At 40.9% G+C, this 13,005-nt stretch carries 14 protein-coding genes and 2 pseudogenes; 3 read left to right on the top strand and 13 right to left on the bottom strand.

The features are described from left to right. Nucleotides 1–6: 6 nt before the first annotated feature. The 7 genes and pseudogenes from ACM5Q9_RS03300 to ACM5Q9_RS03270 form a co-directional block, all read right to left on the bottom strand. A complete protein-coding gene (locus tag ACM5Q9_RS03300; RefSeq protein WP_418143299.1) occupies nt 7–417 on the bottom strand; it encodes a hypothetical protein in 411 nt (136 codons plus the stop codon). Nucleotides 418–799: 382 nt separating this feature from the next. Further along, nucleotides 800–1,429, bottom strand: coding sequence for a transferase hexapeptide repeat family protein (locus ACM5Q9_RS03295; RefSeq protein WP_418143298.1), 630 nt, complete (start codon nt 1,427–1,429; stop codon nt 800–802). Between the two features lie 155 nt (nt 1,430–1,584). Then, the gene (locus ACM5Q9_RS03290) at nt 1,585–1,860 is read right to left on the bottom strand and encodes a YkgJ family cysteine cluster protein (protein ID WP_418143297.1); all 276 of its coding nucleotides are present in this window, start codon (nt 1,858–1,860) and stop codon (nt 1,585–1,587) included. A gap of 245 nt (nt 1,861–2,105) precedes the next feature. Then, nucleotides 2,106–2,327: pseudogene (locus ACM5Q9_RS03285) on the bottom strand (IS3 family transposase); the annotation flags it as partial. Nucleotides 2,328–2,341: 14 nt separating this feature from the next. Next, on the bottom strand, nt 2,342–2,809 hold the full coding sequence (locus tag ACM5Q9_RS03280; protein ID WP_418143296.1) for an IrmA family protein: 468 nt from the start codon (nt 2,807–2,809) through the stop codon (nt 2,342–2,344). Nucleotides 2,810–2,877: 68 nt separating this feature from the next. Beyond that, nucleotides 2,878–3,339: a hypothetical protein gene (locus tag ACM5Q9_RS03275; protein WP_418143295.1), complete on the bottom strand. Its 462-nt coding sequence runs from the start codon at nt 3,337–3,339 to the stop codon at nt 2,878–2,880. 227 nt (nt 3,340–3,566) lie between these two features. Further along, on the bottom strand, nt 3,567–3,791 hold the full coding sequence (locus ACM5Q9_RS03270; RefSeq protein ID WP_418143294.1) for a hypothetical protein: 225 nt from the start codon (nt 3,789–3,791) through the stop codon (nt 3,567–3,569). A gap of 154 nt (nt 3,792–3,945) precedes the next feature. Between ACM5Q9_RS03270 and ACM5Q9_RS03265 the strand changes: the two genes are divergently transcribed. Then, the gene (locus ACM5Q9_RS03265) at nt 3,946–4,278 is read left to right on the top strand and encodes a helix-turn-helix domain-containing protein (protein ID WP_418143293.1); all 333 of its coding nucleotides are present in this window, start codon (nt 3,946–3,948) and stop codon (nt 4,276–4,278) included. 121 nt (nt 4,279–4,399) lie between these two features. On the opposite strand, the gene ACM5Q9_RS03260 is transcribed toward ACM5Q9_RS03265, so the two are convergent. Then, nucleotides 4,400–5,908 (bottom strand): hypothetical protein, encoded by a 1,509-nt coding sequence (locus tag ACM5Q9_RS03260; protein ID WP_418143292.1) that lies wholly within the window; start codon nt 5,906–5,908, stop codon nt 4,400–4,402. After that, complete coding sequence (locus ACM5Q9_RS03255; protein WP_418143291.1) at nt 5,905–7,590, bottom strand: hypothetical protein; 1,686 nt, start codon at nt 7,588–7,590, stop codon at nt 5,905–5,907. Before ACM5Q9_RS03255 ends, ACM5Q9_RS03260 begins: the two co-directional genes overlap by 4 nt. 663 nt (nt 7,591–8,253) lie before the next feature. On the opposite strand from ACM5Q9_RS03255, the gene ACM5Q9_RS03250 reads away from it, so the two are divergent. Both ACM5Q9_RS03250 and ACM5Q9_RS03245 read left to right on the top strand, forming a co-directional pair. Then, the gene (locus tag ACM5Q9_RS03250; RefSeq protein WP_418143290.1) at nt 8,254–8,565 is read left to right on the top strand and encodes an HNH endonuclease; all 312 of its coding nucleotides are present in this window, start codon (nt 8,254–8,256) and stop codon (nt 8,563–8,565) included. A gap of 5 nt (nt 8,566–8,570) precedes the next feature. Next, nucleotides 8,571–9,182: a hypothetical protein gene (locus ACM5Q9_RS03245; protein ID WP_418143289.1), complete on the top strand. Its 612-nt coding sequence runs from the start codon at nt 8,571–8,573 to the stop codon at nt 9,180–9,182. Nucleotides 9,183–9,353: 171 nt separating this feature from the next. Here ACM5Q9_RS03245 and ACM5Q9_RS03240 read toward each other — a convergent pair whose 3' ends face one another. From ACM5Q9_RS03240 to ACM5Q9_RS03225, 4 genes and pseudogenes are all read right to left on the bottom strand, one after another. After that, nucleotides 9,354–9,494 (bottom strand): integrase core domain-containing protein, encoded by a 141-nt coding sequence (locus ACM5Q9_RS03240; RefSeq protein ID WP_418143632.1) that lies wholly within the window; start codon nt 9,492–9,494, stop codon nt 9,354–9,356. Nucleotides 9,495–9,695: 201 nt separating this feature from the next. Next, nucleotides 9,696–9,947 (bottom strand): annotated as a pseudogene (locus ACM5Q9_RS03235) (transposase); the annotation flags it as partial. 360 nt (nt 9,948–10,307) lie between these two features. Next, nucleotides 10,308–11,462: an HNH endonuclease gene (locus tag ACM5Q9_RS03230; protein WP_418143288.1), complete on the bottom strand. Its 1,155-nt coding sequence runs from the start codon at nt 11,460–11,462 to the stop codon at nt 10,308–10,310. Nucleotides 11,463–11,575: 113 nt separating this feature from the next. Next, complete coding sequence (locus ACM5Q9_RS03225) at nt 11,576–12,862, bottom strand: FliC/FljB family flagellin (protein WP_418143287.1); 1,287 nt, start codon at nt 12,860–12,862, stop codon at nt 11,576–11,578. Nucleotides 12,863–13,005 lie beyond the last annotated feature (143 nt).

Raw genomic sequence — 13,005 nt, 5'->3', positions numbered from 1 at the left:
CCCGGTTCAGTACGTCGTACAACACGGAGGCCTAGGCATAAGGCCGTTCGCCCAGGCAATGGTGCCGAATTCTTCGCGCATGGCTTGATTGTCCGGGATGGTGATCCTGGAACCATCGATCGCCAGTACCCGGAAACCCCAAAAGCGCAGGTAATCACCATCACCGTACTGCGTTTGCACGACGGCGTCCTGGTTAAGCTCGATAAAGGCGGTGTGTTTCAGTTTATACCGCGCCTGCGAATAAGCGCTGGCGGTCACGGGTGGCTGCTCCTGCCACGTCATCGCCTCATTGACGACGTTTTGTAACGATTTCACGCTATTCCTCATGATCAACACCACCAGCAACGCGAAGGACAGGCGACGCTCCCTCGTGAACGCTTTGTCGCTCTGCCGGTGACGGTGCTTGAAGCTATTCACTTCAAGCCGCTCTTGGGTAATTTCAATTGCCTGCTTTTTTAGCCATGTTCAACGATCAATCAAATCCGCTTATTATCTCAAAAAATGCTTAACTTAATGGCAGTGACACGGAGCATGGGAACGAGCCAGAAAATGCCTTTGAAAACAGTGACAATTCTCCTGACACAGGGGGCATGCAGCGGGCTGGTCCCTCTCTCCTGCGAAGGCGAGGATTATACTGTAAGTTGCCGGAAAGAAGTGTGGTTATTGTGATTCAAATTTAAAATGCGGGCGGTGGCAAAGGCATTTTTTCCAAATGCCGCTGAAATATTGTTAATGAATTATTGGATAATGGTACGGCTGGCGCAAATAAACTTGCCCGCGGCCTAAAACATAAATGCTATCACTCAGGCAAACCCACTTTCTGTTTCATCCGGGCAATCAGCAAAGGATCATACTCAGGGGCCCGAACTCGCCGGCGTCCGGGTTCAGCCCTAGTTAACGGCTCATCAACCTCTTTGGTGGTTTGTCTGGATTCAAGTGCCAGCCGCTGGTAAACCTGGGTACCCCGGCTTTTCCAGGCAATTTCCTCAGGCTTTAATGGCCGAACAACACTGGCTGGCGACCCCATTGCCAAATGCCCTGCCGGGATTTTCATGGCAGCCTTCACAAAAGACATAGCCCCCACAATAGCATTCTCACCAATCTCAGCCCTGTCCATAATGACTGAGTTCATACCTACCATCGCATTTTTCCCTACCCTGCAACCATGCAAAATGGCACCATGACCCACATGGCCATCTTCTTCCACAATAACATCAGCATCAGGAAAACTGTGTGCAATACAGTTATCCTGGAAATTTGCACCTGTCAATAACTGAATGCGACCAAAATCACCGCGCAATACGGCACCTGGCCCAACGTAACAGGCAGGCCCAATCAGTACATCGCCAATTAATATGGCAGAAGGATGCACATACGCTGAAGGATCAACAACAGGAATCACATCATCAAAAGAAAAAATACGAGCCATTAAATTAATACTCCCGATTTCAGGTAATATGAAGTTGAAATTCTTTGCAAAAACCATTCTTTAACAGTAAGCGGCCAATATTAATATATCCAGCCATAGACATGAGGATCTACCCCCCTTCAACCACCAGTGCCTATACACGTGAAATTACCACATTATTTCTTACTTTTTTCTTCTAGCTGTAACCCAAGACAAGCATTCATATTCATCTCTACGTATTGATCCCAGTCATAGAATTTGGCATAGTGTTTTTTATATACAGACTCAACCCTACAAATTTCCGGTCGTTCGTCATAAATTTCACAACGCCTGCCAAGCTCATGATAATGCTTGCATATGCCATCACCACGGTTTAGAAACTGCGTTTCATCCAAGCGATCAACATGCTGGCAGCACAAGCCACATCGAGTACAAGGGTAGATATACTTCATATTGACTCCACCACAAACAGTTCAAAATTTATTATTATTTCATTAAAAATAGTTTTGAAACAAACTTTGAACTTACCTACCTGCTGTATTAACAAAGATTTATTTAGTGGTCTTAATGATAAGCCTAAAAAATGCAATTAGTTTTACTCTGAAGCGTTTTAACAACGGGATTCGTGAGTAATATGGCGATTATCTGTTAAGTAGTGTTAATAATTGGAAAAGCACCATTTGAATCGGCCAGGCTTTCATAGATAGTTTGTTGCTTCGGAAAAGTATTGCCGTTCGTAGTTCACAGGCGAAAGATTCGCTGCATGACTATGTCGACGGATTGGATTGTAAAACATTTCAATGTAGCCAAAGATATCTTGCCGTGCCAATTCTCGTGTTTTGTAGATCTTTCGTTTAATACGTTCACGCGTTAACAGCTGAAAAAAACTTTCGGCAACGGCATTATCATGGCAGTTTCCCCACCATACGGAAGCTAATCAATTGTACTTTTGGCATTGGGTTGAGCACGCGGGGCGGGTATGGTTATTTGAAAAGGAATGAACGCCCGCGCGCCAATGTCCCCTTTGGCCAACAAATCCTGCTGTTGTCCATCAATAAGCGCATGGGCTGAAATAACTTGCAGGCGCAAGTCTGAATCACAGGCATGCTCACTTTCCCAACCTGCAGAAGCATAACGGTTTGCTTCACTTCCACCCAAAGCATCTATTTCCAATGTTACCGTATCTACGGCCTTATTCTTGGCATCAACCGCATTGAATGTTACTTGCAGGTTTTGTATTAGGTCAGACAAAGGACCACTATCAAACGTAAAAGAGGCGGCACACATGCCCTGACCTGCCCAAACAGTGTCTGAATGCCAAAAATCAATCGCCTGCGCATGCACAGGTGCAGAAATTGCCGCAACTGCCAGTAAACCCAATAGTTTTTTCATCTTATTCATTGTCATTCTTTATATAAAAAATATTCAATTATTGATTAAGCGTCTTTATCCATTCCTTCGCAAGTGCCCTAATTTGAAGAATAAGTCTCTGCGATTGTTTGTAAATCAGAGTAAATGGCATCACCGTGTAAACATGGGATATCTGCGATTTTTTTGCCATTTTTTTCAACATAAACACCCCTGAGCAATTCAACCTGCACTTCATCCTCAGCGTAATCTCTTGCTATGGTTTCGTAAACGGTATATGAATACTCGCCATTCTGGAAAGTAACACCGTAAGGCATATCTTTACCAACACCTGTCCAGGCATAAGTCATAAGCTGGCTTTCATGCCGGGTAAGTGAAATATCGGGCTTAAGATTAATTTTCCCAAAGGAATAGGTAAATTTATTACCCTTTTGAACTATTTTTATTTCTTTCTTGTTTTTTGTAAAGCAGCTAAAAACAATATTGCCATTACTGGCATTGGCGGCTGAGGCTGAAAACAAAAGCGCAAGTATGGCAAGGCCATTTAAAAATGGATTTTTCACGATAAATACCCGATTATTTTTTTACATTAATTTAACTTAAAACATTAAAAATAGATTATTACAGCGTTTTATTCATTTTCCCGAATGTACGGATAAAACGGCTTTCCCCAATCATGGCTGTTCGCATTAGCCATCATCAACTTTAAAAAAAGCGGTATTATTTTCTGTAAGAATCGTATAGGGTTTCAAATGCTGCTGGTGTCAATGGTTTTCCTTATGTAGCATTACTAAATTTTGAAATAATATTTAAAATTTAAAAACAAATATCTATCGCCTATTATATTATTCATTAGCGTAAATGCAATCTTGATTGCATCAAAATCATCGCCAGCACCGTGAAATACATCCGGTAAAAAGTATTTATTACTAAAAATAAAATCAACACCCTGACATTCCCAAGCGGAGCATGGGAATGAGGTGTAAAACTTACACACCTGATGAGCAGCAAGCATGTGCCTGCCCGCGCGGGATCGTGGGAATGAGGTTTACGCTTGTCATTTTCTCGCTTCCATGCTCCGCGTGGGCGCAATCCTGAAAAATATCTATCAAAATAAAAGGCTAAAATAAACCTTTTATATGAGATATAATATAATAAGAGGTGTATATATGGCTCTTATGATTTTAACTGAACATGAAATACTGGCTGAATTAGGCGAGCGTTTACGCGAACATCGCCTGCGCCAAAACATCCGGCAAAAAGAGTTGGCGGTGCGAAGTGGCGTGTCTGAATCTGCCATTAAAAAGCTTGAAAGTACCGGCCAAGGCACAATGCTTAACTTCATGAAAGTCGTTTATGCCTTGCGACTTGAGCAGGAAGTCATGGCATTATTTAAAATCCAGCCTGTCAGTATTGCGCAAATGGAAGCACTTCAGGCGCCTTTACGGCAACGGGCAAGGCCAGCCAGGCAATCGAATTGGACTTGCCCGAACCAGTACTGACATGGGAGATGTAAACCTGCTCTGGCACCACACGGAGAATATTCTTTTCATAATTGGTCAAAGTATCCGGGTTCAGAGTATATACAAGCTTGAACTGGCATATAAAGAAACGCACACAAATTTATTTCCCAAGCATACGGGCATACTCCTTGTCAAGATATTCATCAATGGCATCTATGTCCAAAAAGCCTTTTGCATAGTATGCCTTGAGCTCCTTTAATCCTAGTGAACCGAATCGAACCCAGGCGATCAAGTTGGTTTGAACCAGAAACGCAACGACAAATCCCCCAGAGCGTAAGGCGGCGTCAGTACCATCCACAAGGCATAACGTGCCATGTCCAATCAGCAACATTCTTCTCAGCTCGGGATTCCCAGCGGAAGGAATACAATCGCGCCACTCCTGTTCGTGATAGAAACGCTGCTTTACAACCCACATTGCCCGAGTCATAAGTTCGGTGATTAGCACTGGTATTGCCATAGCCAACCCATGTCTCATGTCGTAGCCCTGCTCGAACACTTTTACTGCAATTGTTGAAAAAGTCTGGCGATGTTTACCAAATGATCCGACGTTAATAAACTGCAGTAATGAGTAAAACGGAATGGGTATGCCAGACCCACGACCTGCATCTATTTTGCCGCGCCCACCGGAAGAACCCGCCATATCAGAGAAAAGGTGTCCTAACCAATTCATAAAACCAGCAAAAACCTTGGCTACCAAGTTGCTGCCACTCAGCTCAAAATTCTCAGTATTAATGCTGATCAGTCTACCCTTATCAACGAAGTGTGCGGTATTACTAAACTGATCGAGAATTGAAAAAAACAAACCTAACAAGTCGGGCGAGTGCCCCAAGCTTTTAACGTGGTGGTTACTCATCGACATATTCTTCACTGCCCCACCAGTAGCAGAAGAAGTGGCATGATCATAGTTAACCTTGAACTTACGCTCAAGAAAACCAATAGCACTTGCGGTCTCGTTAGCACTACCAGCCGGGCCTTTCCAACCGTTTAACCTAGCAAAGCCCTTGACGGCGTTATCAGTCTGTTCATCAGCCCATTTTCCAAGCACTCCCTTGCCTGGCACACCGACAAAAAGTATATCTACCAGACCACCGATCAAGCCACAAGTACCAGAGATCATATAATCATACTTGTCGCAGTTAGCTGTCTTGAGAGTGAAATCATCCCTGATACGTTTTTCAAGTGCAATGCGCTGACTATCGGTCATCAAACCGCGAAAAGGGTCTTTGTTACATGCAATTCCTTGACGGTCTGCGTAACTATCTATTTGAGCTAGCAACCCCGCTAAATCCGTCTTGGCGTCAATCTCCACAATGTCGAGCATTTCGAATGGCTGCAGTGTAGGCTGATGCGTAGCTGATGATTCCGTCCGACTGTGATCGTAAAAAGGCGTTTCGCTCTCCTCAACGACAAACACAACCTCTTGTGAATCTACAATGCTTTGTGCTTGGGCCAATAAGCGATCAAGTAAATCATTGTCAATATTCTGATCATGACTTATTGTATCGAGGGCACTAACCATTCTGTCCAAGTGCATGTTGGATTGCTCAAGCTGATGTTTCTGGACCCGCATCAAATTTGCCTGGTCGTAAAGCATCTCTTTTTTACTCATGAAAAAATACCACCAAATTTTTCACGAGCTTTCTCAACTGCATCAGCGGCTGTACCTCGCAGTACATCACCTACGTTAAAGTAACCAATAGCCTCAAACGCCTGACCTAAGCTTTCAAGCTCTTTGGCGCTACACCCATGTTTGATACAAAGCTTGATTTCAGCCTTTTCTTCTTCAGAATCGCCTTTACTTATCACTACTGAGCGTTCCTCGTAGAAGCCCATAATAAAATCATATAATTCTGCTTTTGTTGGTTCTCGGGTTAGTGAGCGAAGTTTTCTTTCATCCATATACTGGGCACATTTAATTTTGTTAATGCTGGCCTGCGCTAAATTGGTCTTTTCAGTAAGGACTGTACCTGCGCTTGTCATTTTGGAGATCAGTTTAGCTAACTGCTTAATTTTTAAACTTTGTGCTCCGTGAGCTTCAATGTATTCGTTGAGTTTAAGGGTAACAAAATTAATATCTTTCATTGTTAAAGAAATAGTCAATTGTGTCTGTTTAATTATTTCATTAAGCATGAGCTCGCGGCGCTTAAAACGACTGAGCTCATTGGCTCCAGTCATTTTTCGGACACCGGCATATGCCCCTACTCCTATCAACACCGCAACGCCAATACCTGTTACCATACCGGACATACCGAACAACCCACCCATCCCCAAGCTTGCCAGGCCGGAGGTTAATCCGGCAGCAGACATTCCCACGACTGATCCTGATAGATACACTGCTGCCAGCGGTGTCCCAACTGCCACCGCTTTTGCTGAGAGCAGTTTGAGAGCGGAGACAATTTGGTCATCTGTAATGTCATCTTTGAGCATATCGTAATCGTTATTGATTGCCATCACAGCCAGATCGATTTCCTCATCGCTGACCTTCAACAATGTTCGATTTTTTTGCAAAAACCCAAATTGAGTGATATCACGCTCATCTGTGCTGTAATAAAGGTTGATCAAATCTTTGACTAAGGAAATATGCAATGCCTTTATTTGTCCGACAGGACTGTGAGTGTTTAGGTGCTCAAGCAATTTTTCCAAGGGGATATGCTCTTCGCTGGAAGACATATAGGCTCGTAATGTGAAACGAGTATCAGAACTTAAGTTCAGTCGTGTCATTAATTGCAGGATTTCGGCGAACTCCTTGTCATCGATTACCTGGTCATTGTCATAGGCTGCATTGATGACAATTTGGACATAAGCTATTTTTAGAAGCTCTTCTAATTCATCGATTGGGATGAGCTGACGTTCTTCTTTAAACTCAGTGAAATCCTGAGCACATGTTTGAAGAACCTCTGACAACTTACGGTAATCACAATTCAACAAGCCAGTAATAGAAATGTCAGCATCATCTTTACGTCGGATAAGTAATGACCTTTCAATCTTCTCACCTTTGCTTCCGCTAACTGTCTCAACATACTCAACAGTCTCAATGGAAGCAAAGGGCACTCTGAACGTACCAACACTACTTAGTCGAAAGATAAGTTGCTCACCTGTGAATAAAATCCCCTCTTTAGCACTCCCAAACAGGGTGTTGTCATAAAAAGCCACTACTGTGGAGGGGTTTCCAGTAAACCCCAAGGCTTTCACTGCATTATTGAGTTTCTTTTCATTTATATTTGGAGCAACGGATAAGTTACGGGAAATAGAGCCGAGATTTTCACGAAGGTAAACGTTTACATTAGTCATTCTGCATCCTTTTAGGGAGTAGCTGGCGGTGCTTTTAAATATTAAAATAACTCACATAAACGCTTACATTAAGTGTAAGTGCGTTTTGCGGTTAATTATTCATAGCGTAGAATAGTAGACCATTGAAGCGTTTCGAGCAAATACCTCCGATGTAAAACGTACATACGCACTACGCCATCTAGCGTTTGTCTCGCCGTCTTTTCATTAAGGATTTAAATGCAGATAGCCTTAACAATAACTCCACCGAAAGGAAAGCTTGTAACTCCATCATGTGATATCGGTGATTGCTTATTATCCAGTTATTCGAATGGACAAGCTATTGCCCTAGCGAGTGCGGCTGTAAAAAACAAGCGTCAATCTGTCAATACGATACTGGGCTGAGCGTTACTACTTTCCTGACGGGGCAGTTTGGCAACGGTCAGTTTATAGGGAGGCAATAATTTTTTAAGACGGTTAGTTTGTGTTCATGTGAATAACGAACCATGAGGAGTGTCCTTTACCACCTGTCTGGTTGAAATGGGAGGGTGACAACTATCCTGCCAAAGGGGGGCATTTCCAGCCAAAATGGATAAATTAGGAACGACAATTTAAGTGATTGATGATATATTGTGTCCTACTATATTTTTGACTTAAAGTCATAACTAAAAACAAGTAGGAATAAATATGTTGGATTTTTTTTTGAAGCATGCCCAAAAAACTGTTAATAGTTTAGTTGGTTCAAATTATAGAGAAATATATTTTTCAAGATACCCTCAAGATGATTTTAAATGTGCAGGATGTGATTCAATATTTCCTAAAAGTAAAATACAGATAGATCACATTATTCCACAAAAATTTGGAGGAAGCAATGCAATTACAAACCTTCAGGCAATGTGTGGTCCCTGCAATAATTATAAGAGAGCTAAAATAAATGAGCTTTCTGTAAAATACTCTGGCACAGCCTTAGTTCGCGAAATTAAGAAAATATTTGGGTGACTTATATGAAAAGTATATTTTATAATGGACAAGATTTTAATGATAAAAAAACCATAAGCATTAAGAAATTTTTTGATCTAGATTTTGGCGAGCCTGATTTGATAACTGTTTTAAGATTTTCTTCTTCTGAAGGATTTTTTAATATTTGCTATAGATCGAATAAACCTTTATTTATAACAAAAGTTGTTGATACATCTCACTCAATCGATTTTTTTAATACTCAGCATAGTACTTTCATTAAAGAATTAGGTGTTATCGTAGAGGTTCTCAATCCAGGTATTTTTGAAAACATCCAGTATCTTTTTATGACCAATGAAATGATACAAGAAGAGCTTGATTTTATTAAATCTGACTATTCCGAGAAGTGCATAGTTAATGGTGTAAAAAAACCACTGAATATCAATCTTATTACTCTTTTTGGTCAAGATTCTGATGGCACAAAATACTTTTATGATAATTTAGGTCAAATTTTTTTATATTGTTTAGATCCATCAATATCAAATGATAGAATTCAATTAATTTCAGGTCAAACGTCAGAAACTTTTTACAAGCATCTCGATCTTGAATCAATTAATGATGTTTTTGAATTAATTTTAAATACATCCAGTTTGCCATAAATGAATAAAATTTTTAAGTTTACTTTTTTTATTATTTTTAATTTTGTTTTTCTATACATTCACTTAATAGCTTTTGTTGCTCTTTTTGTTGGTTTGTTTTTTACAATTCCATTACATTTAACTTTATTAAAGAAAATATTTTTTTAAGCTCTACACACCGTAAGCTTACCGTCAAGCGCACAGTTCATAACTAGAGACTTCTGCTGCCAACTGTCGTTTAAATTCACTGGGTGGTAAGTTTCCCAACGCCTCATGGGGTCGTTCCTCGTTATAACTTAACATCCAGGCCCTCCGAGTTCGACAGTTAGAAATGTAAGTGATTGATTTTTAATGAATCGCTTTAAAAACGCTCCACTACAAATCAATTTTTTATCGATTTTCTGTTATCTTCTTTGAATATACTTCTATTGTGAATTGTTTCTAGAGTTCAGTCAAGACATCTAAAAATGTAGTGGAATTTTATTTTTTCATTTAAATCAAATGGTTAGAGGCAAACTGTCGAACTCGGGTTCCCAGCAAATCTTTGATCGCTGCGTTCTCCAAAGCCAATTCTGCATACATTTTCTTTAGACGAACATTTTCTACCTCGATGTCCCGCAATCGTTTCAAATCTGATGCCTCCAAGCCACCGTACTTGTTTTTCCACTAGTAATAAGTCGCGTTGTTGATGCCATGCTCGCGACAAATATCCGTCACTTTCATGCCTTGCTCAGCCAACTTCAAAATAGCCACAATCCGGGCTTCTGTAAATTTGGATCGTTTCATGATTTCCTCCATCAAAGATGATAATGGCAGAAATCTCTTGTTTTGGCTTGTGCCTTTTTAGGGTAAGTTTACGCTGTTTGTTAACGACCTATCTGGTTGAATCTTTAATATTTAATAAATAAATTAATAAAAAATTACATTTTTTAGATGATGCTTTATTGATTTTTTATAATTTAATTTTATTCACAAAACATATTGACTGTTGAGAATATGTACAGCGCCAATCTGTCTTAACAAATGGCAGCGGCTGGAATGCATTCCCACTCGGAGCATGGGAATGAGTATGGATATCACGCCTTTGCAATTGATCACACAGAACAGACACTTTTGCTATAGTTTTCAAGTCCCAAATACTTGATTTCATGAAAAACCAAACAACTCTCGTCGATGATAATCAAGATAATGCGCTTGTTCCTGACTAAACCTGCCAAATTTCTTTTTATAATCAACTCCCCAACTTAATAATACACTTTGAACAGACTGATCCTTGACAAGCATTTTTCCGTTATCTGAAAAAGAAATCAAACCCTTATCAAATAAGGCATCTATATGTGGAGCCAACATCAAACCATTATTTGGATCCAAACGTTCGGAATTCGAAGCTACCGCCCAAGGTTTTATATGACTGGCAATCAAAAAACGCTCATCAGCAATACCTGTAACCCTGCATTTTGATTCGATTGCCAATAATTCAGAGCGGTATTTGCCTTGACCTAAACGAGATTTAATTAAAGACTCTTTCTCTGTATTTGAAATTTTTTCTTTTTCAATTTCACTGGCTACTATCTCTTCAATGACACCTGCATCTTCGTGATAAGCTAATTTATACAAAAGAGAAGCCAAATCTGGCGATATGCTACATAAATAAACTTGATTCCCATTACCTATTTTTGATGGGTCATCTGCGTGCGTTCTTAATGGGGAATTTTTTTCAGGTAATAATGGCAATATCTGCTCAATAAAATCTTTAGGTTTAAAGCCATTTTCCAATTCAAACCACTCAACTTTAACCTCCCATCGCTCTCCATGAATTTTTTGATACTCTTTAGGTATATTAGCTTCATAGCAATCTGTTTGTGTTATGCCTATAGCTTTAATTTCTTGCTGCGCATAAGAAAATATCACATCATTTTTTTGAACATACTTAATATTTATCCATGTTGGCCTTTGAATATCATTTTCTCTCACAATAGGGCAAGAGATATATCCGCCAGAAACCTGGTCTTTATGTGAAACCCCACTATTCACCCACCAGAATGAACGATGATCAACCGAGCCACTTGTTTTAAAAAAAACCACTGACTCAGTACTCATATTAACGGATGCTTTCCAGCCCAATTTCACCCATCCACGAGCTGCTGTATGAGTTTCAGAAGGACTCCACCAAGTTCTATATTTATAAGCACTTTCTGGTAGCGTAATTCCTATTAATTTTTCTATGTCCGCAAATGACATTTTTAAACTGCTTTGCTCTGATTGTTGAAGGTGCTCATACAGATTCACATACTTTGACATTGAGGCTCCTAATAAAAAAATAAAAATCGCCAGCCCTGAACATACAGAACTGACGATTTTTGCATAAGACCAAACCAACAGGCAGGCACACCCACCTGTTGGACTTTTCAGGCTTATTGCAACAGAGACAGAACGCCCTGTGGCACCTGGTTGGCTTTGGCCAGAACAGAAGTACCGGCTTGTTGCAGAATCTGTGCACGAGTCATGTTGGAAACTTCAACTGCATAGTCAGCATCTTCAATACGTGAACGGGCTGCAGACAGGTTGGTGACTGTGTTGTTCAGGTTGGTGATTGTAGATTGGAAACGGTTTTGAATCGCACCAAGATCACTACGCAAATCATCAACGTTTTGCAAAGCTTTGTCCAGAGCAGCCAAAGGATCTGCTGTTTTCTCTCCAACTGCAAGTTCAGCACCACGGGTAACCGCACCAGTAGCATCAACGTTTGCTGCATAATATTTAGCATCAGCACCTGTGCCTTCAACAATTACATATTCAGGATCATTTGCGGTACCAGTATATGCACGCAGGTTTGCAGCATCAACACCAGAAGCTGCTCCTTTAGTTGGAACGGTAGGAGCTGCTTGCAAACCTGTTGGAATACCTGTTTCTGCAGTTGTCGCCGCGGTTAAAGTACCATCATCAGCGACAGTAACTTTATACCAACCATTACCAGCAGGGTCACCAGCACTATCAGTACCACCGGTGTACTCAGCAAAATACTCACCATCAGCATTGACTTGAAGTGCGCCGAACGAACCACCAGTTCCAACGTCAACAGTAGGCTTAGTCATACCTGTGGTAACAGCAGCTACAGATCCAGTAACTACATTTGGTGCGCTACCGCCCACTTTAGTAATATCAAGACCCTCAACAACTGTAAATCCTTTCAGGCCCAGTTTTTCGGGGTTGATTGCTTTCAACTCCAAGTCAATTACTTGGTCGTCACGGGCACCTACCTGAATTTTCAGACCCTCAACTCCTTCTTTCAGAACCTTAACACCGTTAAACTCGGTTTGGTCAGACACACGCTGGATTTCATCCAAACGCTGTGTAATCTCTTTCTGGATTGATGCCAAGTCATCAGGAGAGTTGGATTCGTTGGCTGCTTGTACAGTCAGTTCACGAACACGCTGCAGGTTGTTGTTGATTTCGTTCAACGCGCCTTCGGTGGTTTGTGCAATAGAAATACCGTCGTTGGCGTTACGGGCAGCTTGAGTCAAACCCTTGATGTTAGCAGTGAAACGGTTGGCAATTGCCTGGCCAGCAGCGTCGTCTTTGGCGCTGTTAATGCGCAAGCCGGAAGACAAACGCTCAATCGCAGAACCCAATGCATTTTGGGATTTTGTCAGGTTATTCTGAGAAACAAGAGCCAGGTAGTTGGTATTAATTACAGACATGGAACACTCCGAAAAAATAAGATCACTTCAAGAAAAACCAAGTCATTTCACCTTTGTCTTGAAGGCTTACTGCTGGTTTATAGTGTTATTAACGGCCCCTGTTTTTTTTTCTTTAATATTTTTTAATTATTTTTTATTTTTTT

Source organism: Advenella sp. RU8, assembly GCF_048381675.1.
In the GTDB taxonomy this organism is placed as follows: domain Bacteria; phylum Pseudomonadota; class Gammaproteobacteria; order Burkholderiales; family Burkholderiaceae_B; genus Advenella.
The sequence above is the reverse complement of the archived record's forward strand: the minus strand, read 5'-3'. Positions and strand labels throughout refer to the sequence as shown.